This window comes from Pseudobythopirellula maris, assembly GCF_007859945.1.
GTDB lineage: Bacteria > Planctomycetota > Planctomycetia > Pirellulales > Lacipirellulaceae > Pseudobythopirellula > Pseudobythopirellula maris.
Window position 1 is genome coordinate 1,698,778 of record NZ_SJPQ01000001.1, and the last position, 25,042, is coordinate 1,723,819.

19 protein-coding genes are annotated in these 25,042 nt (G+C 68.0%); 3 read left to right on the plus strand and 16 right to left on the minus strand.

The window, feature by feature from the left end; genetic code table 11:
- Positions 1–48 precede the first annotated feature (48 nt).
- Positions 49–1,893: an ArnT family glycosyltransferase gene (locus tag Mal64_RS06320; RefSeq protein ID WP_146398144.1), complete on the plus strand. Its 1,845-nt coding sequence runs from the start codon at positions 49–51 to the stop codon at positions 1,891–1,893.
- 77 nt (positions 1,894–1,970) lie between these two features.
- Here Mal64_RS06320 and Mal64_RS06325 read toward each other — a convergent pair whose 3' ends face one another.
- Positions 1,971–2,498, minus strand: coding sequence for a hypothetical protein (locus tag Mal64_RS06325; protein WP_146398146.1), 528 nt, complete (start codon positions 2,496–2,498; stop codon positions 1,971–1,973).
- A gap of 1,226 nt (positions 2,499–3,724) precedes the next feature.
- On the opposite strand from Mal64_RS06325, the gene Mal64_RS06330 reads away from it, so the two are divergent.
- On the plus strand, positions 3,725–4,495 hold the full coding sequence (locus tag Mal64_RS06330; RefSeq protein WP_146398148.1) for a PEP-CTERM sorting domain-containing protein: 771 nt from the start codon (positions 3,725–3,727) through the stop codon (positions 4,493–4,495).
- Between the two features lie 735 nt (positions 4,496–5,230).
- Here the strand turns inward: Mal64_RS06330 and Mal64_RS06335 are convergent.
- The 10 genes from Mal64_RS06335 to Mal64_RS06380 form a co-directional block, all read right to left on the minus strand.
- On the minus strand, positions 5,231–5,764 hold the full coding sequence (locus Mal64_RS06335; RefSeq protein ID WP_146398150.1) for a thioredoxin family protein: 534 nt from the start codon (positions 5,762–5,764) through the stop codon (positions 5,231–5,233).
- A gap of 231 nt (positions 5,765–5,995) precedes the next feature.
- Positions 5,996–7,558 (minus strand): PEP-CTERM sorting domain-containing protein, encoded by a 1,563-nt coding sequence (locus Mal64_RS06340; RefSeq protein ID WP_146398152.1) that lies wholly within the window; start codon positions 7,556–7,558, stop codon positions 5,996–5,998.
- A gap of 45 nt (positions 7,559–7,603) precedes the next feature.
- Positions 7,604–8,746, minus strand: coding sequence for a bifunctional glycosyltransferase family 2/GtrA family protein (locus Mal64_RS06345; RefSeq protein ID WP_146398154.1), 1,143 nt, complete (start codon positions 8,744–8,746; stop codon positions 7,604–7,606).
- Between the two features lie 142 nt (positions 8,747–8,888).
- On the minus strand, positions 8,889–10,685 hold the full coding sequence (pepF, locus tag Mal64_RS06350; RefSeq protein WP_146398156.1) for an oligoendopeptidase F: 1,797 nt from the start codon (positions 10,683–10,685) through the stop codon (positions 8,889–8,891).
- Between the two features lie 106 nt (positions 10,686–10,791).
- Entirely contained in the window at positions 10,792–11,832 is a 1,041-nt protein-coding gene (locus Mal64_RS06355; protein WP_146398158.1) for a beta-ketoacyl-ACP synthase III, read from the minus strand.
- Between the two features lie 117 nt (positions 11,833–11,949).
- Complete coding sequence (locus tag Mal64_RS06360; protein ID WP_146398160.1) at positions 11,950–12,633, minus strand: hypothetical protein; 684 nt, start codon at positions 12,631–12,633, stop codon at positions 11,950–11,952.
- A gap of 119 nt (positions 12,634–12,752) precedes the next feature.
- Positions 12,753–13,298, minus strand: coding sequence for an orotate phosphoribosyltransferase (gene pyrE / locus Mal64_RS06365; protein ID WP_146398162.1), 546 nt, complete (start codon positions 13,296–13,298; stop codon positions 12,753–12,755).
- A gap of 113 nt (positions 13,299–13,411) precedes the next feature.
- Positions 13,412–14,887, minus strand: a complete 1,476-nt coding sequence (locus Mal64_RS06370; protein WP_146398164.1) for a LysM peptidoglycan-binding domain-containing protein — start codon at positions 14,885–14,887, stop codon at positions 13,412–13,414.
- A 226-nt stretch (positions 14,888–15,113) separates the two neighbouring features.
- Positions 15,114–16,472: a replication-associated recombination protein A gene (locus Mal64_RS06375; RefSeq protein WP_231993594.1), complete on the minus strand. Its 1,359-nt coding sequence runs from the start codon at positions 16,470–16,472 to the stop codon at positions 15,114–15,116.
- Positions 16,473–16,688: 216 nt separating this feature from the next.
- Entirely contained in the window at positions 16,689–17,354 is a 666-nt protein-coding gene (locus Mal64_RS06380; RefSeq protein ID WP_146398166.1) for an endonuclease III domain-containing protein, read from the minus strand.
- Positions 17,355–17,755: 401 nt separating this feature from the next.
- Between Mal64_RS06380 and Mal64_RS06385 the strand changes: the two genes are divergently transcribed.
- Positions 17,756–18,316, plus strand: a complete 561-nt coding sequence (locus Mal64_RS06385; RefSeq protein WP_146398168.1) for a DUF2617 family protein — start codon at positions 17,756–17,758, stop codon at positions 18,314–18,316.
- A gap of 283 nt (positions 18,317–18,599) precedes the next feature.
- Here Mal64_RS06385 and Mal64_RS06390 read toward each other — a convergent pair whose 3' ends face one another.
- From Mal64_RS06390 to Mal64_RS06410, 5 genes are all read right to left on the minus strand, one after another.
- Positions 18,600–19,385 carry an alpha/beta fold hydrolase gene (locus Mal64_RS06390; protein WP_146398170.1) on the minus strand — a complete coding sequence of 262 codons (786 nt, stop codon included), beginning with the start codon at positions 19,383–19,385 and terminating at the stop codon, positions 18,600–18,602.
- A 93-nt stretch (positions 19,386–19,478) separates the two neighbouring features.
- Entirely contained in the window at positions 19,479–21,404 is a 1,926-nt protein-coding gene (locus Mal64_RS06395; protein ID WP_146398172.1) for a hypothetical protein, read from the minus strand.
- Between the two features lie 70 nt (positions 21,405–21,474).
- Entirely contained in the window at positions 21,475–21,945 is a 471-nt protein-coding gene (locus Mal64_RS06400) for a response regulator (protein WP_146398173.1), read from the minus strand.
- 215 nt (positions 21,946–22,160) lie between these two features.
- On the minus strand, positions 22,161–23,429 hold the full coding sequence (locus tag Mal64_RS06405) for a serine hydroxymethyltransferase (RefSeq protein ID WP_146398174.1): 1,269 nt from the start codon (positions 23,427–23,429) through the stop codon (positions 22,161–22,163).
- A gap of 259 nt (positions 23,430–23,688) precedes the next feature.
- Positions 23,689–25,032 (minus strand): hypothetical protein, encoded by a 1,344-nt coding sequence (locus Mal64_RS06410; RefSeq protein WP_146398175.1) that lies wholly within the window; start codon positions 25,030–25,032, stop codon positions 23,689–23,691.
- Positions 25,033–25,042: the final 10 nt, after the last annotated feature.

The following is a 25,042-nucleotide window of genomic DNA, read 5'->3' on the forward strand; positions in this document are numbered from 1 at the left end:
GTTCTCTTGGGGCGTGATCCATTACGCTCGGCGCCCTGTCAGAATCCCATGCCGGAGCTCAACAGCGTGACCAAGCTAGCACTCTCGCCCAAACTGGCCCCGTGGGCCGCCGTGACGATCGCCGCCGTGGTGTTTCTCACTCAGCTCGGCGCCGCCCGGTTGTGGGACGACGACGAGCCACGCAACGCCCGCTGCGCGGTCGAGATGTTCGAGCGTGGCGACCTCATCACGCCCACCTTCAACGGCGAGCTGCGGGCCCACAAGCCGGCGCTGCTCTACTGGCTGATGATGGCCAGCTACGCAATGTTTGGTGTGAGCGAGTTCTCGGCGCGGTTGCCCTCAGCGCTCTGCGGCATTGGCGCCGCCCTGCTCTGCTACCACCTCGGCCGGCTGCTGTTCGACCGCACCATCGGGCTGCTCGCCGCGGCGCTGCTCAGCAGCGCGCTGATGTTCGCCGTCGCCTCGCGCGCCGCCACGCCCGACGCCCTGCTGATCACCTGCGTGACGGCCGCCCTCTACCTGTTCGCCAAGGGCGTCGCCCGGCTGCGCGGCGGCGACCTGAACGACACGTCCCGCGGCTCGCTCTCCGACCAGAAGATGCCGCTCGGCGTCGCCGCGGCGATGTACGTGGCGATGGGCCTCGCGGTGCTCGCCAAGGGCCCCGTCGGCCTGGTGCTGCCGGGGGCCGTGATCGCCCTGTTCGCCGTGCTGCTCGACCCCGACCCGGCCGTGCTCGGCTCCGCGGCCACGACCTGGTACAAACGCCTCGCCGAGCGGCTCGGTGCGTCGCTCGATCCGCGTCGCGTGCTGCGTCTCTTGGGCGCCGTTCGCTTTCCGCTGGGGCTCGTGATCGTCGCGCTCGTCGCCCTGCCCTGGTACGTGGCCGTCGGCCTGGCGACGGGGGGCGACTTCCTGTCGGGCTTCCTCGGCACGCACAACGTCGGCCGCTTCATGGAGCCGATGGAGGGGCACGACGGGGCGCCGCTGTTCTACGTCATCGCGATCATGGCCGGCTTCTTCCCCGCCAGCTGCTTCCTGCCGGTGGCCACGGTCTCCGCGGTCCGCTCGCAACTCCGGCCCGCAACGAAAAGCGCCTCTTACGGCTTCTTGATCGCGTGGGTCGCCGCCTACCTCGTCGTTTTCACGATCGCCGCCACCAAGCTGCCGAGCTACGTCACCCCCTGCTACGCCGCCCTGGCGGTCGGCACGGCGGCGTGGCTCGTCGAGCAGGTCCGCAGCAAACAAGCGGCGGGCGTCTCGCTCCGCAGCTGGTTGGCCGCCGGCGTCGGCTCGTTCCTGGTGGTCGGCGTTGGCATCGGCGTGGCGCTCGGCGTTGTGGCCATCGCGCTGCTGGAGGGCGACTCGGCGCTCGGTTGGCGCCTCGGCGCCGTCGCCCTGATCCCGGCCGCGGGCGGCGCCTACGCCTTGGCGGCGATCGCTAGCTCACGGCCGACCCGCGCGGTGGTCGGCTTCGCCGCCGCCGGCGTCGTTTTCACCACCGCCGCGATGGCGTGGGTCGCCCCCCAAGCGAGCCCATTCGCCGACGGCCCACGCATCGCCGAGCGCATCCGCCAACTCGAAGCGGCCGACCCCAACGCCGAGCCGTTCGACGTCCTCTCGACCCGTTACACCAGGCCGACCACGGTCTACTACCTCGGCCGCACGATCGAAAGGAACGACGACCCGCAGCGCATCCGCGATCGCCTCACGACGCCCGGCTCGCTGGTCGTCGCCTCGGCCGAGGCGTACGAGAACCTCAAGGCCACGCTGCCGCCCGGCGTGGTGGTCCTCGCCGAAGAGCACCGCCTGATGCGCCCCGAGAAGGGCGTCGTGCTGCTGGGACAAGCAGAGCTGCAAGCGCGGCTGCCTGCCGAGAAGCGGCTGACGCGTTGATCTCGCGCAGAGTCGCGGAGGAGTAGGGGTGCATGGGATGCACCAACAGGTGCGGTGCATCCCATGCGCCCTACTTACTACATTGCAAGTTCATCTCTGACGCGGTGTATCAAGTGCAAGATCATCACAATCTGAACCAGCATGCCAAGGACGAGGCCAAGGATGAGAATGAACGCCAACGGGCCAGCAGTATGCGAACCTTGCATGGCCAACTCGAACAATGCTGCGCCAACCATGATCGCAACGTATACAACGCGGCGATTGCTCGCCCGATCAGCCAAATCCTGACGCTGTCTTGACATTGCAAACTCTCCGATACCGCCGAGTAGATGCCACATCATCGCACAGCCCACGACCATCGTAACCAATCCGTAGGGGACGGCGAGAGCACCATGAACGGCGAAACCGAATAACCAAAGCATAGTCAACACAAAGCAAAGCATACCCGCAGTTATGAACTTCGTCGACAACGGCGAGAGACCACTGCAGCCGGCAGCGACAATCAAATACCCAACGCCATCTACAAGCAAGTCGAAGCCGTTGAGTGAGAAATCGAGAATGACGAGCAGCAGCCCCCAGAATAGTTGCGAGAAATGGAATGCCATTCGTCATGAACCTCTGGCCAGTGCGGCTTGTAATATTACGCAAATCGGCTCCGTTGCCGGCCGCACGCGAAGTGGGCTACCAACCGTCAGTAACACTCTACTTGACTGGTGGCACTGGCGACATGATCCCGTGTGCCACTGGCGTGGCGCCAGTGTGATGTACCGCTAAGAACGCAGGGTGCGATGAAGCGTCAGCGGTATCGTACCTCCCCGGCGTCTATCGCATGGCCGCCCGACTGGAAACGAGTCGGTGTGCCATCCAAATACCCACGGGTGGCGCCGACAGTCACGAGCAAACGACGCAGTGAGCCGCCCCGCACGCCCGAGTGCCCGCACGCCCGAGTGATTGTCGGGGTGCGTAGCACAAGAGGGTCGGGCGGACTCGTTGCCGCCTCGCCACCTGGGATTCGCCCCCCGACACTCGCCCGGCAAAGTCAAACGGCTCATGGCGCCAACCGCAAGCGAGTGTCGCGGCCACCCGTTCTTATCTCTTCTTGACCGTCTTCGTTCCTTAGTTCCTTCGTGGTTCTCTCCAGAGCCCACACAGTCTACGCCGGCGGGCCGCACGCGGGTCACCCCTCTAGCACGAGCGGGTGGCCTCGACAGTCACGAGCGAACGGCGACGTGAGCCGCTCCGCACGCGCGAGACTGCCGGGAGACGTAGCCCAAGAGTTGGGGCGGACTCGCTGTCGGAGCGCCTCCTGGGCGCCGTGCGGCTCCCCTCTGGCGGGCGCCGCATTCGCTGAGACTCACGCTTGGGCACAAAGTGCCAGAGAAGCGATCATGGCGGTCGATGCACCGGGGTAATCGTCCGTCGCCCACGCTCGCCTTGCTGAAGAGCTTTAGCAGGCCTCCCCAGGCATGGCGCCCAACGGTTTGGGGCACAGAACGATGCAAATTGCGTAAATACGCCCTTCAATTGCAACCTAAAGGGGCCGAAAGTGGGGCCTCCCAAGTATATTTAGGTTTTATGCTAAATGGCGGCCCCGCAGGTTGCGGGCTTATCACCACGCTTATCGCTCGAACCGAACCTGTCGGGAAGAGGTCCCCGGGCGGAGGCGGTCGCTTCCCCTGCGATCGGATTTTTTTGACGCCACGCTGCGTTCCGCAGTGCTGCACAAGCCATTGCCGCGCATTGCTTGGCTGGAAGTTTCGCATCACGACTCACTCTTAACACTTCTCTTGATCGGGCGCACGTCGCCCAAACACCCTTGGAGGTTATGCTCATGACGGTAACCCAACTCTGGCGTAGCGGCGCGGCATGCGCCCTCGCCGCCTGCCTTCTCGGCGCAATCACGACGCCGGCCCTGGCGGCTGGCGTCTCGCTGGCTCCGGACGCCGACGCCCGGCTCGCCAACGACTCGAACCGTGGCGCCACCAGCAACACCGGCAGCGAAGGCCAGTGGGAAGTCCGCTGGCACGAAGCGCCGCGCGTTCGCATCGGCTACGTCCGCTACGACATCACCGGCGTAGACCCCTCTCTCTTCCAGTACGCCACGCTCAGCGGCAACTTCACGGGGAGCAGCTACAACGGCCCCTCGAGCGGCGGCATGTGGAATGTCTACGGCCTGAACGACGACGTGGTGGCCGACAGCGGCATCCTGGGCAACGACTGGGGCGAGTCCGACGTGAACTACTCGAACGCCGCAGGCGTCGACAACGCGGCCGCCGAGGGCACGTTCGCCTTCACCAGCGATGTGGAGCTCTTGGGCACGCTGTCGTTCGACGGCGTCGACGTCCAGCCGCTCCCGTTCATGTCGAACACGAACGACCTGGACCTGACGGACTTCCTCAACGACGACACCGACGGGTTGGTGACCTTTCTGTTCATGGACGTCGCCCAGAACGGCCACGAGTACCGCATCAACAGCAAGGAAGGCAGCACGGCCGACGGCCACGGCCCGACGATGCTGAACTTCGTCCCCGAGCCCACCAGCGCCCTGCTGGCGGTCCTCGGTCTCGCGGGCCTCGCGCGTTCACGCCGCAACCGCGGCTGAGCCGCCTCGCGGGTCACTCCAGAGCCTGACGGCCCGCCGCCCGATCGATTCGGGCGGCGGGCTTTTTTTGCGCCGTCTCTTGGCTGCTTGGGTGGCGCCGACAGTCACGAGCTAAGGCTTTGCTAGCCGTCCCTTACGCCCGAGTGATTGTCGGGGTGCGTAGCACAAGAGGTTGGGGCGGAAGCGTCGCGAGCACGCCTCCTGGGCTCCGCCCCCGCGACACTCGCTCTTCACGTTCTTTCTTCTCTTGTCCCGTCTTCGTTCCTTGGTTCCGTCGTGGTTCCCTTACGTCCTTCTTCGTGCGCTTGATCGTCGTGCCCGTCGTGTCGTCGTGGTTCCCTCCCTTGAGGACCACTCAAACGCGCGGCCAATAATTTCTTTGCGCGACTTATCCGCCTTCAGCGGACTCCGCTGCGCTCCGCTAATCGACCTGATAGCAACGACTTAGAACAAAATCGCGAGTGGCCAAGAATCGCTGCTGCGCGCGGCGGCCAAAAGCGATTGTCGAAATTAGGTGAAACGCCCGTTACAAAGATAATTGGGCGCCGCAGGGGTGTATTCTTCACGCCGCCGCTGCACTCAGCCGGCCGTTTGCCGCTCCGCAGCCCGCTGCTCTGCGTTTTTCAGCCCCGATTACCACGGGCAACTTTTTCAGAGCACTCTCAGACGCGCGATTTCAAACTATTATTGGCCACGCCAGCGTGGCGACGGTCTGCGTCGGTGAGAGCCACTTGATCAACGCACCGCGGGTCGCGGGGCCATCGCCTGCGGCGTGGCGCCCGCCGTGCGCAGCAGGCCGGCGAGCTTCTCCGGAGGCAAAAAGCCGGTCGCGGCGCCAACCGCCTTGCCTTCGGGCGTGAACACGATCGTCGTCGGGAAGGCCCGCACCTTGAGCGCTTGGACTAGCTCGCTGTCGCGCTCGGCGTGGAGCTTGAGCGGCACGAAGCGGCGCGTGACCTCGGCGGCCACGCTCTCGTCGGTCCAGGTCTCGAGCTCCATCTTGCGGCAGAAGCGGCAGTTCTCCGACGTGACGTAGGCGACGATCGGCCGGCGGCTCTGGCGGGCGTCGGCCTGGGCGGCGCCGGCGTCGTTGGACCAGGCGATCGGCAAGCCGGGCAGCGGGGCGGGCTCGGCCGGCGCGAGACCGAACAGGCTGCGGAGCGAGAAGCCGCCGCTCGTCTCGGGGGCCGTCGTCTCCTGCGCGCTGAGCGGGGCCGAAACCAGCAGCGCGATCGCTATGGCGAGCGGGATGATTCGTTGGGTTCGCATCGCAGCGGGCCTCCTGCCGGTTGATCACCACACGCCTGTAGCAAGATGATCGGTCCGCGGGCCGGGCCGGCTGAGTGCGGAGCCCCACGGTGCGGCCTGTATGGCCGGCGTACTCGATGCGGGCCGGGTTGTGCGGGTCGCGTAAAGCCCCATAGCGCAAGAGCGAACCGCCGTGGTCGCCCACGGCGGTTCGAGGAAGGTGAGATCGAGTCGCGACGCGTCGGTAGCGAGTCAGCAGGCCGAACGCCGCCGGGCCAGCACCCCCGCCACAGCCGCCAGCAGCAGCCCCGCGGCGGCCGGCTCGGGAACGGCCATGCTGGTCGCCGGCGAGGGGACGGTCATACCGAAGTTGGACCGCCAGATGGCGTAGTCGACCGCGTCGACGACCATGTCGAAGTTGCCGTCGGCCGCCAGGCCTAGGCCGGTCGCGCCCATCGAGTCGCGCCACACGGTGAAGTCGGCCGCGTCGACCACGCCGTTCAGGTTGTAGTCGCCCGTGAGCACCGGCGCCTCGCCGTGGTCGGCGACCGCCTCCAGGGCGTTGATGTCGATGACGGTCTCGGTCTCCTCGCCGTTCTCGCCCACCAGCCGGAGGGCGCCGAGCGCGTAGCCGTGGTCCCACAGGTGGCCGCCATGCCGCAGGAAGCCGACCACCCCAACGCTGTCCATCACGAACAGCTCGCTGCCGGTCGAGTAGTAGCCGTCCGGGTCGGCGGGGTCGATGATCTGGCTGATGCTGAACAGGATCGCGTCGCCCTCGGTCTTGATGATCCCCTCGGGGTTGACCCGCAGCCCCTCGTCGTGCGCTCCGCGGAAGTCGAAGCGGTCGCTGTCGCCCACGCGTTCGCTGACCATCATCGCGTCGAGGTTGATCGCCTGCGGGCCCTGGCGATCGTCGAATAAGGCGAACGCCGTGGCGGGGATCGGGCCGAGCAGCGTCTCGACGGCGGAGGTCACCAGGGCGTGCGGCAGGTAGTTCGTTCCCGAGAGGTTCCAGACCGACGCGCCGCTGGCGGCGTCGGTGTCGAGCGAGTACTTGTTCGTGTCGCCCAGGCCACCGAGTTCGATATCGGGCTCGGGGCCCCAGAGCTCGGCGCCATCGACGTCTTTGGGGAGCGGCATGCCGTTCACCTCGGGCTGCTTGGCCCACACGCCCTGCGAAGAGGGGGGTGAGAAGACGCCGGCCATCTCGTGGCTCAGCTCGCCCGTGCCGCCGATCGTCATGCCGTTCGACAGCAGCAGCGGCCCCGCGGGTGGGACCGGCGTGGGGCCGAAGCCGCCGAGGGGGCTGCGGCCGGCGATCTCGTCGTCGTGCGAGAAGACGAGGTGCGCCTCGTCACGCAACAACGGGTCAAACAGGGCGTCGTGCTGGTTGGCGATCGCGTCGACCTGGTCTTCGCGTTCCCAGTTGGGACGTGTGAAGGAGAAGTCGACCCCGTCGGTCGCCCCGCCCAGGCCGTCCCACAGCACCACCTGCTCGGGATCGGGGGCGCCGCCGGGCGAGGTGGTGGTGTCGAAATCGTGCGAGTACTCTTTGCCGAAAACCGTAGGCGGGGGCATGATCCCGGGGCCGATCGCCACGGGCGCGTAAGGCACGGGGACGTAGGGGATCGTGGCGAGGGCGGGCGCCGCCGCGAGGGGCGCCAGGCCTAGGCAAAGCGTCAGGGAGGCCAGGCGGCGAGTTTGGGGGCGGGATACGGGGCGTCGTAAGGACATGGCGGACTCCTTGCTCAACGGGTGGAACACCCGCTCGGCGCGTTGCTGCGCCAGGCGGAACACCCAGGAGATCCGCATCGGGCCTCCCAGCCCGACAGAGAAAAGCAAAAGAGCCGGGAAGGCTCAATAGCTGCGTGGGGCTTCGTCTTCTTGCGGCTGCCACGGGCCGCGGTTCGATTCGGGGAACACCACGAGACGGCGCGCCAGGAAGTTGAGCACCAGGCCGACAGCCGTAGCCGTCAGCTTGGCGCCAGCGGGCGAGAACGCCGCCAGCAGCGCCAGGGTCGTCGCCCGGTCGACCAGGCCAACCGCCAGCACCGCGGCCGCGTAGACGGCGAGCTCGGAGTAGCGTCCCCAACGCGCCTGGTGGCGGAAGATCAGCTTGATGCAGAGCCAGTAGTTCACCGCCGCGGCGACGACAAAGGCGATCGGCGCCGCGACGCCCGCCGCCGCGCCGCCGCGCAGCAGCGCGAGGAACACGAGCAGGTTCACCACCGCGCAGAGCCCGCCTATCGCCACGTACGACAGGAACTGCACCGGTGCGGGCAGGTTGTGGGCGTTGTAGCGCACGATGCAATACAGCGCCCGCAGGCCGTCGCGCAGCCCGATCTTCTTTCCCTCTTCGTACGTGCGGGCGTAGTACGACACGCCCATCTCAACGATCCGAACGCGCCGCTGGGCGACGGCCGCCGTGACCTCCGGCTCGAAGCCGAACCGCTTCTCTCGCAAGGGGAGCGACTGGATCAGGTCGCGGCGGAAGACCTTGTAGCAGGTCTCCATGTCGGTGAGGTTCAGGTCGGTGAACATGTTCGACAGGAACGTCAGGCACTGGTTGCCCATCGAGTGCCAGAAGTAGAGCACCCGGTGGGCGCCGTGCGTCAGGTAGCGCGAGCCCATGACGACCTCGGCCTGGCCGTCGACGAGCGGCTTGATAAGCCGCAGCAGGTCTTGCGGGTCGTACTCGAGGTCGGCGTCTTGGACCGCGACAAAGTCGCCGCTGGCGGCGGCGATGCCGGTGTGCAGCGCGGCGCCCTTGCCCTGGTTCACGTCGTGCGTGAGCAGGCGGACCTCTTCGCAGCGCTCGGCCAGGGCGTGGGCGATCTCACGGCTGCGGTCGGCCGAGCAGTCGTCGACGATGAGGATCTCAAGCCGCAGCGTGTCGGAGGCGATCGCCCGCACACGGTCGACGCACCGCTCGAGCGTCGCCTCTTCGTTGTAGCACGGCACGATGACCGTGAGCGTGTGGGGGGGAGCGTCGGCGGGCACGGCAGGCGGGGCGCTGGGGAGCGGTCGGCGGGAAACCCCCACCCTATTTGCCACTCACTGGCGACACAAGAACCGTGGGTCCGTTTCGAGGCGACCGACCCTAGGAATGGGCCCGCGGGGAGTTGGCCCGCGGCTGGGCGCCTTACAGCAGCGTGTCGAGCTCGTCCACCAGCCGCTCGAAGTGATCGAGCGCCGTCTCGACCGGCTTGGGGCTCTCCATGTCGACGCCGGCGTCGCGCAGTAGCTCGAGCGGGTACTTGCTGCAGCCCCCCTTGAGGAACGACAGGTAGTCGCCGAGCTCTTCCTTGCCGCCGGTCAGCACGCGCTGGCTCAGCGCGATGGCGGCCGACAGGCCGGTGGCGTACTTGTAGACGTAGAACGCGTTGTAGAAGTGCGGGATCCGCAGGCACTCGAGCTCCAGCTGCTCGTCGATCGCGAACTTCTCGCCGAAGTAGGCGTCGAGCAACTCGCGGTAGACCGTGCGGAACCGCTCGAGCGTGAGCGCCTCGCCCGCCTCGGCCAGCTCGTGGGTGAGCTTCTCGAACTCGGCGAACATCGTCTGCCGCACGATCGTGCCGCGGATGGCGTCGATCTCGCGGTTCAGCAAGTAGGCGCGTTCCTTGTCGCTCTTCGCCTGCTCCATCAGGTAGCCGCTGAGCAGCTGCTCGTTGAAGGTGCTGGCCACCTCGGCGACGAAAATCGTGTAGTTGTAATACTCGTAAGGCTGGTTGCCGGCCGAGTACCAGCTGTGCATCGAGTGCCCCGCCTCGTGGGCGAGGGTGAACATGTGGTCGAGCACGTCGGGCTGGTAGTTCATCAGGATGAACGGGTCGCCGTCGAACGAGCCAGCCGAGAAGGCGCCGGAGTTCTTGCCCTTGTTCGGGTAGCGGTCGCACCAGCGGCCGCGGAGGCCCGCCTCGAGCGTGTTGCAGTACTCGTCGCCCATCGGCGCGAGCGAGGCGATCACCTTCTTGACCGCTTGGTCCCAGGTGTGCCGCGTGTCGAGCTCGCTGAGGATCGGCACGTACGTGTCGTACTGGTGGATCTCCTTGAGCTTCATCTTGCGGCGGCGGAGCTCGAAGTACTTGTGCACCGCCGGCAGCCGCGAGCGGACCGCTTTCACCAGGTTGTCGTAAACGCTGACCGGCACGTCGTCGCCGAACAGCGACGCCTCGCGGGCCGAGGAGTAGCCGCGCGCTTGGGCGTAGTAGACGTCCTTCTGGATCGAGCCCTTGAGCGTGGCGGCGAGGGCGTTCTCGTGGTCGGCGAACTCTTCGTAGAACTTGGTGAACGCCTCCTTGCGCACCGAGCGCTTGGGCGAGTGGAGGAAGACCGCGAAGCTCGACTGCGAGAGCTCGGCCGGCTTGCCGTCGTCGCCCGTGACCGTGCCGAACTTCAGGTCGGCGTCGGTCAGCTGGCGGAAGATCTGGCTGGTGGAGCCCGCCATCTCGCTCTGCATGGCGAGCAGCTTCTCCTCGGCGTCCGAGAGCGTGTGCGGTTTGTAGCGCACGAGCCTCTCGAGCGTCAGCCGGTAAGGCGCCAGCTCCTTGGCCGTTTGGTACTTCTTGAGCTTGGCTTGCGAGAGTCCGAGGATCTCAGGCCGGATGAAGCTGGCGGCCTGGGCGGCGCGGCTGGCGGCGCCCTCGTAGCGGCCGCTCATCTCCTGGTAGCGGCTGTTGGCCTGGTCCTCGGTCGTCTTGAGCATCGCGTAGTAAGCGATCCGCTCGCCGTCGCGGTCGAACGCGCTGTCGAACTTCAGGCATTTGGCCAGCGCCGCCGGCCCATCGCCCAACTTGCCGCGGAACGACTCGTACCGCTTGATCTTCTTCTCCCACTTCACGAACGCCTCCTCCCACGCCTTGTCCGAGGGGAACAGGCTCGAGAGGTCCCACGTGTCGGCGGGTTTGACTTTGCTGCGGAGGGGGAGCTTTTTCGCCATGCGGGCGTTGCCTCGGTTAAGTCCGTTTGTGCGAAGGCGACATCGAACTAGTTGATGTCGATAGTCACGTAGGGTCCCCCACCCCATGGGGAAGGGATGTCTTGCATCACCATTTCCAAAGCGCCGTGCCCCACGACAGCCCGGCGCCGAAACCGCACAGCATCAGTTCGTCGCCCTCGGCGATGCGGCCCTCGCGGACCGATTCGTCCAGCGCGATCGGGATGCTGCCGCCCGACGTGTTGCCTAGGCGGTCGATGTTCTTGACCACCAAGTCGGCGGGGATGCCCATCGAGTCGGCCGCGGCGGTGAGGATGCGGGCGTTCGCCTGGTGCAGCAGCCACAGCTTGACGGCGTCGGTGTCGCGTCCGGCGGCTTCGAGCACGTGTGCGAAGGTGTCTTCCAAGAGACGCACGGCCCACTTGAAGACCGGCTTGCCGTTCATCGACAGCAGCCACTGGGCGGCGTCGCCGCAGCCGAGGTCCGCCGAGAACGGCTGCTCGACCCCGCCGACGTAACGCGTGAGCAGGTCGGCGCCCGAGCCGTCGGCGCCGAAGGTGTAAGCCATCATCCCCTGCTCGTCGGATCCCCGTTCCAGGACCACGGCGCCGGCCCCGTCGCCGAACAGGGGGAAGACTTTCTTGTCGTTGGGGTTGATGACGCGGGTGTTCACGTCGGCGCCGACAACGAGCACCCGCCGCGCCGCGCCGGTGGCGATGAACTGGGCGCCGGTGAACAAGGCGTACACAAACCCCGCGCAGGCGGAGGTGAGGTCCATCGCCGGGCAATTCAACCCCAGGCTGTCTTGCACCGAGGTGGCCGTTTGCGGGCAGAGGCGGTCGGGGGTGAAGGTGGCCAAGAGCAGCAGGTCGACCTCATCGCGGGACCCGCCGGCCGCTTCGAGCGCGCGCTCGGCGGCGGCCGTGGCGAGCGAGCCGGTCGTCTCGCCCTCGGCGGCGTGGCGCCGCTCGCGGATGCCGGTGCGTTGGATGATCCAGTCGGCGTCGCAGCCGAGCGAGGCGAGGTCGTCGTTCGAGACGACTTGGCTGCCCACGGCGTTGCCCGTGCCGGCGATGCGCACGCCCATCAGGCGGTGGAGCGGGCCGCGGCGGATCTGGACGTCGATGTCGGGTTTGGCTGGCGTGGTCATCCGGGCCTGTGAAGAAAGGGTTCCCGAGAGCATGGCCGAGGGCCGGGCCGCGGGAGGCGTTGCGAATCCAGCAAACTAAATCGGTTGGGGGCGGTGGGCAAGCCCGCGGCGGCCCGCTCAGGCCGCCCGGCGGCGGCCGACGGGGCGGTAGAGGACGGCGTTTCCCCGCTTGCCGTCGGTTTTGAGCGCCCCCATCTCACGCATCGCGTAGGCGGCCCGCTGCGCGACCCAGCGGTCGACCCCCAACCCGGCAGCCAGCTCGCCCGTGTCGAACGGTCGCGGCAGCCCGCTGGGGAGCATCTTCAAGAGGTCGGCCGAGGTGCGGAAGCGGCGCGTCTCGCCGACGGCCACGAGCCGCTGGTCGGCCACGACGTGGTCGTTCTTCCGCCAGCGCCGGCGTCGGCCGTGGCCGGGGTAGCGCGTCTCCTCGACCTCGACGAGCACCGCCTCGAGCACGAGCTTCTTGTGCGGGAAGGCGCGCGTGAAGTGGATCAGGTCGTGGAACAGATCGATGAGCTGGCCCCGCTTGGGGCTGCGGCGGCGCGAGACCTGCTCGCCCCCTTCGCGGTCGAGCTTGACGATCTGCTTGAGCGCGACGATCGGCTTGACGACCTTCACGCGGGCGCCCTCTTCGCAGAGCCGGCGGACCTTGTCGCGGATGGCGGCCAGGCCGCCGTGCTGGATCTCGATCAGGGTGCCGCGACGCACCACGTCGATGCGGTAGCGCCCGCGGCGCACCTCGACCTCGCCGCTGGCGCCGGCGTAGTGCTCTTTGAGCTGTTTGTGGAGGGAGGTTTCCATACCCGCCGCTCGGTCCTTGCGATTGTCTCAGCCGCCGACGGGAGTCGGCGGTCCGCGCCGCCCATGGGGCCGACCGCCGACTCCCGTCGGCGGCTGGGGCTTCGTGTGTGTTACGGCGTTTACGGTTTGACGCCGAAGTCTTCTACCGTGAACAGCGTGGTGAGCTCGTAGCCGCGCTCGGCGAACGCCTCGCGGCCCCCTTCGAGTCGGTCGATGATCGCCAGCACGCGTTTCACCTTCAGGCCCTCTGCCTCGCAGAGCTCGATCGCCTTGAGGCTCGAGCCGCCGGTGGTGACCACGTCTTCGACGATCACCAGTTCTTCGCCCGACTCGTACGGCCCTTCGACCTGCTGGCCCTTGCCGTGCCCCTTGGGCTCCTTGCGGACCATCACGCCGCGCAAGCTTTGGCCGCGCTGGCCGGCGATGGTGAGGATGGCGGCGGTGATCGGGTCGGCGCCGATCGCCATGCCGCCCACGAGCGGCGGCAGCTGATCGCCGATTAGGTCGAGGAAGCCCTCGCCGATGAGCTTGGCGCCGAGCGCGTTGAGCGTCACCTGACGGCAGTCGAGGTAGTAGCTGGCCTGCTTGCCCGAGGCGAGCGTGAACTCGCCGAACTGCAGGGCTTTGTCTTGGATCAACTCGGCGAGCGCGGCGCGGTCGTACATAAGGAGAGGCAGGAGGTCAGAGGTCGGAGGTGAGAGAGCCAGTGCCGACGACTTATTCAGTCGTCGGACAACGCCCATCGTGAGGCTTTCACCCCGGGGGCTCAACCCTCGCCTCACCGCCGCACGACAACTTCCGACCCTTCGCTGAGGATGTCGAACACGTCCTCGGCGTCGGTCGAGGCGACCAGGATGTGCCCCTGGTGGTCGAAGTGCCCCGGCGCTCCGGCGCTCGACGCCCCTAAGAGCACGCTCGGCCCGGTGGGCGAGCCGCTCGGAGCCTTCAGCACGAGCTTGGGCGACGACGGGGCGGGCGCCCCGTAGCGCGACGGCGCCCCGGTTGCCTGGGGCGATTGCTTTTGCTCCACGCGCCACTGGCCCTCGTCGGCGGCGAGGCCGTCGATGTTCACGTCGAACCGGCCGGCGTAGCGGCCGTCGAGCAGCAGCACCATCTCTTGATCGCTCAGGTCGACCACGGCCTGGAAGGGCCCGCGGACAACCTTGAGCACCTGGCCCGGTTGCACCGCCGTGGCGGAGGCGACGCCGTTGATCTTGCCGAGCAGCGGCCAGGGCACGTTGTATTGCTGGGCGATCGTCTCGAGCGTCTCGCCCGGCTGCACCTGGTGCGGCGGCTCGAGGCGGTGCTCGAGTGAGTAGATCACCGTACCCGCCAGCTGGCTCAACAACCCATTGACGGTTTCGTGCTGCGCGGCCGTGAGCGACGCGTCGTCACGCCACTGCGAGAGCAGCAGGTGGGCGCGGGTCAGCTCGTTGCGATCGAGCGCCGCCTGGATGGCGGGCATCGCCTGGTCGAACTCGCTGCCAGCGGCCGGCGATTGGATCACCGGAGATTGGGCCACCGGCGACTGGATCGTCGGTGGCTGGACGGGAGACGCGTGCGGCGCCGGCTGGCCGAAATCGATCGGCGTGCTCTCCGACTCGGCGAAGGCCGAGGCGTTGGCCTGTGCGTTGTAGCTGGGCTGATCGTAGCTGGGCTGATCGTAGCTGGGCTGATCGTAGCCGGGTGGGTCATAGCTGGCAGTAGCGCTGCTGGGCTGCGCTGGGGCGGCCGACGCGACCGCCGCGGCCGGCGGCTGTTGGGGCATGCCGTACGACGTGCCGAGCGACGGCACTTGGCCGCTGATGCCCTTGGGCGGGGAGGCGCCGTCGGCGGGGCTGTTGTAGCTGGCCGTGGGGATGTTGGCGGGCAGCGGGAGCTCCGGCGAACCGCTCTCGGTCGACCCAGGCAACGCCGGGAGCGGCGGCAGCGTGGCGCCGAGCGACGGGCCCATGCCGGGCCCCTCCACCGGTTCGTCGTCGGGCAACGCGACCGCTTCGAGCGGGGCCGTGCGCGGGGCGAGGCTGTGCGACGAATCGCCGAAGGCCGGGGCCTCGTCGCCCGAGGAGCCGGCCTCGAAGGCGGGCGCCTCGAACGACGGGGCGTCGCTGGCGGCGGTCTTGCCGGCGGACTGGCCCCACGAATCGGACTCGTCCGTGGCGAGCGTGGCGGGGCTGTCGTTGATCTGGATCGCCAGGAACACTCCCAACGCCGCGAGGACGGCTAGGGTGGCGAGAGGGCGGATCGTGCTCATCGGTTCGTCGCTCCTTGACGCGTGCGGCGCCCGAGGGATTCGGACGCGCAAAAGCTTCTTACGGCTGTTCGCGCGGGATGGTAGACCAACCGTCCACCGCAAGCCATGGCAATTTGCGGAGCGATGCTAGCAGCGGCGTCGCGCGGGGGGCGATAGCCGACGACCTATGGTCGTCGGACTGCGTGCCGTGGCGCTTTCCGGTCCGCCGCGGCGGATAGGTCGTCGGCTATGGGCCCTCTTGCTTGGGGGGCGTTTTTGCGGCGTTCAAGCGCTCGCGGATCGACTGGAGCCGCTGGGCGAGTTCCTTTTCGAACCCGCGGTCGACGGGGCGGTAGTACTGGCGTTCCACGCCCAAGTAATCCTGCGAGGCGACGCCCCCCTCGGCGTTGTGGGCGTACTCGTAGCCCTCGCCGTGGCCGAGCCGCTTGGCGCCGGCGTAGTGGCCGTCGCGCAAGTGACGCGGCACCGGCAGCAGCGTTCCCTCACGCACGTCGCGACACGCCTCGCCGATGGCCACGGTGGCGGCGTTCGACTTCGGCGCGCACGCTAAGTAGGCGACCGTTTGGGAGAGTGTGAGCTGCGCCTCCGGCAGGCCGATGAACTCGCACGCTTGCATCGCCGCCACGGCGAGCGGCAACGCGTGCGGGTCGGCGTTGCCGACGTCCTCGCTCGCCAGGATCACCAGCCGACGGCAGAGGAACCGCACGTCCTCGCCCCCCTCGAGCATGCGGGCGAGCCAGTACATGGCGGCGTCGGGGTCACTGCCACGCAGGCTCTTGATCAGCGCGCTGGCGCAGTCGTAGTGGTCGTCGCCGGTCGGGTCGAAGCGGACCGCCTTGCGCTGCACCGCCTCGGCGGCGGCCGCGTGGTCGATGACGATCGGGGCCGACGGGTTCGCTTCGTCCCTGGCCGATAGCACCGCGACCTCCAACGCGCCGAGCGCCCGCCGGGCGTCGCCGTCGCTCACGGCGGCCAGGAACTCGAGGGCGTCGTCCTCGAGCCGGGGGTGGTAGCGGCCGAGGCCGCGCTCGGCGTCCGTGCAAGCGCGCTCGAGCAGTTCCCGGATGTCGTCTACGCCCAGGGGTTCGAGCATGAACACGCGGCTGCGGCTCACCAGGGCGTCGTTGACCGCGAAGAACGGGTTGGAGGTCGTGGCGCCGACCAACACGACGACCCCCTCCTCCACGTCGGGCAGCAAGGCGTCTTGCTGCGACTTGTTGAAGCGGTGGATCTCGTCGATGAACAACAAGGTGGGCGAGCCCCCCACGGCCACCCGGTCGCGTGAAACGGCGAGCGCCTCGCGCAGCTCTTTCACCCCGGTCGTGACCGCGCTGAGCTGCTTGAACGGGCTGCCGGTCTCGCCGGCGAGCAGGCGGGCGAGCGTCGTCTTGCCCGAGCCGGGGGGCCCGGCCAGGATGGCCGACCCGAGCCGCCGCGCCGCCACGAGCCGCCTGAGCAGCTTGCCCTCGCCCAGCAGCTGGCGCTGGCCGACAAATTCCGCGAGCGACCGCGGCCGCATCCGCGCCGCCAGGGGCGCCGCGCGGGCAAAGTTCTGTTCTTCGCTCTTGGCGAACAAGTCGGTCACGGCGTGGGCGTCTCATGCGCGGGTGCAGGGGCGTCACCGATCAGGCTAACACCTGTACACGTTCTTGCAAGCGCCCGGGGGGCGAGCCGGCGACGTGAGTCGCCGGAGTTGCTGACGCGCCGCCAAGTGCATCATGCCGCTTGGCGCACCGCGCTGTAAAGCACTCGACGCCACTTTTTACACCACGCCGAAAGCACTCCACGGGACACCGGCGACTTACGTCGCCGGCTCGCCGTTGATGATCGCGCCGCTGGGTGGCAGCATTGGCGCTAACGGGCAGCCCTCGCAGCGCGGCTTGGGACCGCAGTGCAGCTTGCCAACGTTCACGATCAGCGCGTGCAGCTCGTTGAGCGTTTGCGTGTCGGGCGGCATTTGCTCCTCGACAAGCCGTTGCTGATCGTCGTAGCGCGAGCCGTGGGGCAGCCAGCCGTGGCGTTCCAACACCCGCTTGCCGTAGGCGTCGGCGACGAACACCGGCCGCTCGGCGGCGTAGCAGAGGATCGCGTCGGCCGTCTCCGGGCCCACGCCGTTGACGCCGAGCAGCGCCGCCCGCAAGGCGTTGCTCTCGTCTTTGAGCATCTTGTCGAGCGATCCGCCGTAACGCTCGACGATCATTGTCGTCAGGTTGCGCAGCCGCCGCGCCTTCACCCGGAAGTAGCCCGCCGGCCGGATCGCTTCGGCCAGTTGATCGGCGTCGATCGCGTGCAAGGCGTCGAGCGTGTCGAGGCCGAGTCCGTTGAGGTTCGTGATCGCGCGCTCCACGTTCCTCCACGCCGTGTTCTGCACGAGGACGGCGCCGACGACGATCTCGAGCTTCGTGTCGGCGGGCCACCAATGCTGCGGGCCGTACGCGCGCGACAGCAGCTCGTAAGCGCGTTGCATCGCGCGCGGCGTGGCGCCGTTTTGCGCGTCTTCGCTTTGACGGCCAGAGCTGTTCAAGAATTCGACCTCAGCGCCGACAGCGCAAACCCAGCGCCGAATCGACGCAAAAAAGATTGAAGCGAAATCGAAGCAAAAAAAGGGGCGTTGTGCGACGTGGATTTTCAGCGGTGTCAAGACAAATTCTCAGCGTTGACCGCAAGCACGCAAATCTGTCTTTGTGAGAATCGATGGTAAGGTATACTTGGGTTATCGATCGACGGCGGCCGATAACCTTCATCGGCGCCGGCGGTTGTTTTATCGCCGTCACGCCGTCACGCCGTCGCGTGACAGCCGCAACTTCCGACACGCGACCACGGGGTCGCCCCGCGGATCGACGCCAACCTCCGACCGAGTAGCTCGCAGTGCTTACAGTTCGCCCCAAAGTCGCCGGACTCGTGTTCCAGCTCTACGGGCGAAGCCTGCACCCCGAGCTCTTCGAGATCTGCCGCAGCAAGCGTATCGTGCGTCAGGCTTACGAGGCGACGATATCGATCACCGGCGCCGGCCACTTGGTCACTTGGAAGCGAGACGGCATCCTGCTGACCGAGGCGGCCACGTCCGCCAACCAGCCGCTCCCGCAGAAGCGCCGGCTGATGTCGCACCGCATGAGCGGCGACCAGTCCGACCGCGTCCGCTGCCACGGGGGCATCGTCTACGAGGCGAGCTTCTCGCACGAGGCGGTCAGCTCGCAAGCGTTCTACGCCTACCAGCAAGAACTCGACCTGTCGGGTGTCCAAAGCGGCGCCGCGGCCGACGGCCTGCTGCACCGCTTCCAGCCGAGCGTTCGCTTCGACGTGGGCGCGGTGAGCTACGTGCACGTCGAGTCGCGCGAGCGGAGCCTCGCCGTCCAGGCGTTCCACACCTTCCCGGACGACTGCACGATCGTCAAAAGCCAATCGGTCTTCCGGTTGCCGAATCTCTGACGCAGGCGCATCTTCCGAGACACTCCTCGGTTCGCCCCTCCTGTAGGGAATGCCCTCTGCCTGTAGGGAACGCCCTCTGCGACGTTCCCAGCCCTCCCCTGTAGGGAACGCCCTCTGTGGCGTTCCGGCCCCGGCGGATAGGTATGCGCCACTGCTGCCTAACACCGTGGAGGGAATGAGTGTCGTGCTGCCCAACCTACAGGTGGGCCTGTACCCGGGGCCGGAACGCCACAGAGGGCGTTCCCTACAGGCGGCTCTTTCTACAGGAGCATCGCGCCAACGATCACCCAATCGGAGGCAGCGACTCGAGGAACTTCTCGATCGCCGAGTTCACCTCAACCGGTTTCTCGGCGGGCGCCATGTGGCCGGCGCCTTCGACGAGCACGAACTCGGCCTTGGGCATCGCCTCGGCCATGCCGCGCATCACGTCGGGCGGCGTGAGTGCGTCTTGGTCGCCGCAGATGGCGAGCGTCGGCAGGTCGAAGTCGGCCAGGTCGCCCGTCACGTCGGGGCGAGCGGCCATGCCCAAGAGCGCCGCGGCGATCGCCTGCGGCGAGTTCGAGCCCATCATGTCGGCCATCCAGGCGACGAGCTTCGGGTCGTTCTCGAGCGTCTCGGCGGCGAACAGCTTGGGGGTCATCGCCTCGGCCAGCATCGCCGAGCCCCACTCGCCAACCTTCTCGGCCATCTTCAGCCGGTTGGCGCGTCCGTCCTCGTCGTCCGCCTCGGGACGCGAGTCGCAGACCACCAGCGCACGGACCCGCTCGCGGTGCCGCTTGAGAAACTGCCAGCCGACGTAGCCCCCCATCGAGAACCCGCAGTAGACAACCGGTTCGTCCACGCCGAGCGCGTCGAGCAGCGCGGCGAGGTCGTCGGCGTAGCGCTCCATCGACACGCCTTGTCCCTCGTGGATCACGCCGAGTTCGCTGCCGCCGAAGCCGCGCAGGTCGGGGGCGATGATCCGCACGCCGCTGAGGCTAGCGATCTGAGCGCGCCACATCGCGTGGCCCATCGGGAAGCCGTGGACCAAGAGGACGGGCGGCCCCTCGCCCTCGACGAGGCAGCGCATGGTGATGTCGGCGACACGGGTGGGTTGGATCGCGATAGCTTTGCTCCGGTGCGGTTGGTGATCGCTTCGTGGCGGGCGGCGCTGCGCGTCGCGTCATCGCCCGTCGCGTTGGTTCTGGAAAAATTCGAGCTGCCGCTGCATCACGCCGAGGTGCGGCTCCTTGGCGATCGCCCGGCTTTGGGCCACGATCGCCGCCTCCAAGTCGCCGGCTGCGTAGAGGCAGCGGGCGAGCGTGTCGAGGTAGCCGGCGTCGCCCGGAGAGAGCCGCAGCGAATGGCGTGAGTAGCGCACCGCCTTGTCGTAATCGCCCTCGGTGTTCGCGACGAGCCACGCCCATTGGTTGTAGGGGGTGGCGTTGTTGGGGTTCTGCTCGATGGCCTCCTCGAACTCGCGCATCATCTCACGGATCAGCTTGCGTGTCTCGGCGAGCAGCTCTTCGTCTTGATCGGTCGCTCCGTCTTCGGGGACAGTGTCATCGGCGAGCGGCTTTGCAGCCCTGTAGAGGGCGATCAGCGCGTCGGCGTCGGCCGGCTCGTGCTCGAGCGCCGAGCGGAGCGCGGCGACCTCGGCCTCGTGGTCGCCGCGCTCGCGGGCGGCGAGGCCGGCGAAGTAGCGCCCGCGGCCGGCGAGGAACTCGGGCGAGGGGAGCGTCAGCCGCCCGCCGGTCGCTTCGCGCAAGCGGCGGTAACGCTTCGCACGCTCGTCGCCGGCCGACAGCGAATCGACCAGCGGCGCCAGCGCCTCGGCGGCCTCGGCGTAGCGGGCGTCGTCGGCGAGCGACTCGGCGAGCAGCATCGCCGCGTAGGCGGCGTTGGCCGGCAGCTCCTCCCAGTCGGCCACGGCCGAGGCGAACTCACGCCGCGCCCAGTCCGAGAGGCCTTCGTCTTCGAGTCCTTTGCCGATCAACGTGCGGGCGTCGAACAGCACGACGCCGTCGAGCAGCTTCGCCTCGTCGTCGTCGGGAGGCTGGGCCAAGGCCGCCTCGGCTAGCCGCTCGGCGTCGTCCGTGCGGCCCTCGCGGAGCCGCAGCCGCGCGGCGATGTAGCCTCCACGCTTGCTGTCGAGCAGCGCGGCGTGCCGCTCGAGTGCGCGATCGACCGGTCCCCACGCCCCCGCGTCAGCCAAGCGGGCGAGCGCCACCTGCAACAGCGGCAGCCGGTTGTCGGGCTCGAACTCGAGGATCGCGTCGAGCGCCCGGTCGACCTCGGCCCCGGCGGCGTCGCCCCCGGAAGTGGTCCAGGCCCGCGCCGCCGCGTCGAAACGCAGCCAGAGCAGCCTCTGCACGATCGAGGCGTTGGTTGTCGTGTCGCCGAGGGCGAGCACCTCGCGTTCGGCGGCGATCGCGTCGCCCCACAACGGCGCCGCGATCGCGGGGGCGTCGCGCGACGCCAGGGCGATGGCGATCCAGCCGGCGGCCGGTCGCTGGCTGGGGCCGAAGTCTTCGGTCAGCCGCCGGTTGGCCGCGCGGACCGCCTCGATCAGCCGCCCCTCCGACGCGCCGTCGCGCAGGCCTCCCCGATCCGTCAGCAGGCTGAGCGCCGCGTCTCGCGAGACCCGCGGGTCGAGATCGTATCGCGCGACGCGGCAGAGCGCGTCGGCCGACTCGGGCAAAAGCGTCGTCAGTTGGGCGACGAGGTAGGTCCGCTTCTTGGGCGTCGCGTCGCCGTATTGGCTGAGGATCGTGCGGACCTGCGGCGGGTCTTCGAGCCGGTTCCAACGCACGCCGATCTTGCCGAGCAACCGACGGGCGGCGGCGGCGATCTCGGGGTCGGGGTGCTCGGCGGCGCCCACCAGCGGGTCGAACGCCCGCAGCCCCATCCGCTCGAGCCGCATCGCGGCCGCTTGGCGGTTGGCGTAGCGCGGGTGGCCGAGCTCCTCGACGAGCTCAGCAATGAGCCCCGCGTCGGCGCCGGCCGGCGCCGAGGAAGCTTCGGGCGCGGCGGCCCGGGCGGCGAAAGGCGATGCGACGCCGGCCACGCCCAAGAGGATCGCGATCAAGATGACGGCGCCGGTTCGCATGGTTCCAACCTCACTGAACGGGCGGGCCGAATGGCCACGCGTGAGGCCAAGCAGCCAAGGGCGGGACGATTCAGGACGCGGACGACTGCTCCGAGCGGGTCTCCATCTCTTCGATGTACTGCCTGAGACGCTCGACCTCGTCGGTCACGCTGCTCAAGCGCAGCATGTTCTCGACTCGCTTGACGAGTTCCACCTTGTTGACCGGCTTGGAGAGGAAGTCGTCGGTCCCCGCCTCGACGGCGCGCTCGATGTCGCCCAGCTCGTTGAGCGCCGTAACCATCAGCACCATGACGTTCGGCGTGGTCGTGTCGGCCTTGAGTTTCTGGCAGACCTCGAACCCGCTGAGCTTGGGCATCATCACGTCCAAGAGCAGCACGTGCGGCTTGAACGCGGCGACCTTGTCGAGCGTGTCTTGACCGTCGACGGCGACCTCAATGTCGACGGCCACGCCGTCGATCTTGAGGCCCGCGAGATAGGCCTCAAGGAGCTCGACGTTCGGCTCGTTGTCGTCGGCGATCAGGATGCGGTGTTTGTCTGGCATGTTTGTTTCGATTGGCCACGAAAAGGCGCGAAAGAGCACAAGAGTGCTGGAAGGATGCGGTTGCCGGTGGGAGGGGTCTCAGACCCCGATAACGCGCCGCAAGCCGACAGTGGCTCAGATACCGCTATCGGCGTCGGAGACGCCTCCCACATTCTTCTTCTCTGTGCGATCGTTTTCGTGTCTTCTTCTGCCTTTTCGTGGCTAATTGTGAAAGACTAGGAGGCGACCTGTGGCTCGGCGTCGAGCGCCGCCGCCGGCACGGGGAACTGCGAGCAAAGCTCTTTGACCTGCTCGCGGATCGTGGCGTGCTTGGCGTCGTCTTCGGGGTTCTTGAGCGATTCGAGCATCCACGCGCCGACGGTGCGCATCTCGTCCTCGCCCATGCCGCGGGTGGTGAGCGCCGGGGTGCCGATCCGCACGCCCGAGGGGTCCATCGGCTTGCGCTCGTCGAACGGGATCATGTTCATGTTCACCGTGACGCCGCAGCGATCCAGGGCGGTCTCGGCCGCCTTGCCGCCGATGCCGAGCGGCGTGACGTCCACCAGCATCAGGTGGTTGTCGGTGCCGCCGCTCACCAGGTTCAAGCCGCCCGCCATCAGCGTGTCGGCCAGCACCTTGGCGTTGTCGATCACCTGCTGGATGTAGACCTTGAACTCGGGCCGGAGGGCCTCGCCGAAGCAGATCGCCTTGCCGGCGATGGCGTGCATCAGCGGGCCGCCCTGCGTGCCGGGGAACACGCGGCTGTTGAGCACCTTGGCGTACTCTTTCTTCGCCAGGATCATGCCGGAGCGCGGGCCGCGGAGCGTCTTGTGGACGGTGGTCGTCACGACGTCGGCCACCTTCACCGGGTCGTCGTGCAGCTTGGCGGCGACCAACCCGGCGTAGTGCGCCATGTCGACCATCAGCTTGGCGCCCACCTCGTCGGCGATTTCTTTGAACTTGCCGTGCGGGATCTCGCGCGGGTAGGCGCTGGCGCCGGCGATGATGAGCTTCGGCTTGTGCTCACGGGCGAGCTTGGCGACCTGGTCGAAGTCGATGCGGCAGTCTTCCTTCCGCACGCCGTAGCTGTGGAAGTTGTAGAGCATGCCCGAGACGTTGAGCTTCATGCCGTGCGTCAGGTGGCCGCCGTGGGCCAGGTCGAGCCCCAGCACCGTGTCGCCCGGCTCGAGCAGGGCGAGGTAGACGGCCGAGTTGGCCTGCGAGCCGGCGTGCGGCTGGACGTTGGCGAACTCGGCGCCGAACAGCTCCTTGGCGCGGTCGCGGGCCAGGTCTTCGATCATGTCGACGTGCTCGCAGCCGCCGTAGTAGCGGCGGCCGGGGTAGCCCTCGGCGTACTTGTTCGTCAGCACGCTTCCCAAGGCCTGCTGCACGGCGGGGCTGGTGTAGTTCTCGCTGGCGATCATCTCCAGCCCGTCTTGCTGGCGGGTGATCTCGTCGGAGATGGCGGACCAAACCTGCGGGTCGTTCGCTTCAATAAAGTTCACTTCGTGCGGCCGTTTCTCGGGTGGCGAGGCGTGGGGGGCGATACCCGCATTGTCGAAGTGTGAGGTAAAAGTGTCAATCGACTGCGCTAAGGGAGGTGGCGATCGAAATGGCGTACGCCCCGAGAGCATAAGGCCCAAGCTTGCCTGAGCGATGGTGTGGGAGGCGTCTCCGACGTCGACAGCCGGAATCGCTTGCGACGCGTTGTCGGCGTCGGAGACGCCTCCCACAATCAACGCAGGCACGAATTGGCCGCCGAGATCACGGTTGCTGAGTGATCCTCACCGTCAGTTCCCCCGAGTTCTCCGCGAGCCCCGCCTCGCCGTCGTTCACCCGCAAATAGAGCGTTCCGGAAAACCCCGGCCGCAGCGTGGCGCCGAGACCAACGGGCGTAGGAGCCGCAAAGCCCCCCGATGAGTCGACCGTCGCGGTGTTCGCGGTGGGCGGATCGACCGCGGCGAGCAGCTCGCCCAGCGGCCGGCCGTCGCGCCAGGCGAGCGTGACCCCGCCCGGCTCGCACGGCCAAGGGGTTCCGTCCGGCTCGGCGGCGACGCGAAAGCGGCCCTCAGCGGTGAGCCGGTAAGCGCGGCCCGCCTCGACCCGAACGCCACTAGACTGCCAGCCGCGGTCGGCGGCGACTTGCGTCGTGTGCGGCCGATCGCCCATAGCCGAGCCGTCGCGAAAGTCGATCGCCTCGCGCTCGTAGTCGTAGCCGTAGCCCACGGCGTGGACATACTGCCGCCACTCGGCCTGAAGGTCTTGCCAGTCATCGGCATAGGCCGTGCGGAAGCGTTCGTTGAAGTCGCTCCACAGCACGTTGTGGTGCAGCGCGCGGAACCGCTGGCGGTAGCGCGGGTGCGTGTCGAGCCACTTGGCGAGCGCCCAGGTCCAGGCGTACGACTCGGCCGGCATCGCCGAGCGGTTGTCGAGCCGCATGACCGCTTCGATCGGGAGGCCGCGTCCTCCCTCCACCGCGTCGCGGACCAACCGGGTGCGGCCCCACATCCGCGCGTCTTGCCGCGAGGCGGGGATGACGCCGAGCGTGAGCTCGCCGCTGGCGGCGTCCCAGCGGTGGGTGCCGCAGAGCTCGGCGACGCCCTCCATGTACCACCCCGGCCCGCAGCCGCCCAAGAGCGTGGCCATGAAGGCGTGAGTCCCCTCGTGCAGCAGCAGGTGGCGACGGTAGTAGTCGCTCGGTTGATCAACGAGCCAGATCTCGGCGCCGAGGTTCAGGCCATCGGGGAAATCGCGTTCGGGCGTGAGGCCGAGCGCGTCGAACCGCGCGCGATCGCCCATCAGGTAGGCCCGCGCCCGCCAGCCGTCGAGTCGCTTGCCGTCCACGCCAAACCGCTCGGCCCACAGCGGCGTGGCGGCGTCGAAAAGGGCGCCAAGCGTGTCGACCGCCGACGACGGGGCCAAGTCGGTCACCAGCGTGAGACGCTCGCTCTGAACGATCCGCAGCCCGGCCCGCTCCAGACGCCGGGCGTCGAGCCCCCGAGGCTGCGGCCAGAGGGCGGGCTCGGCCCGCCGCTGCGCGACGGCGGCCGTCGTCGCGAGGCATAGCGCCGCGGCGACGATCCATCGGAAACAAACAGAGTCTGGCATAGCGGCGACC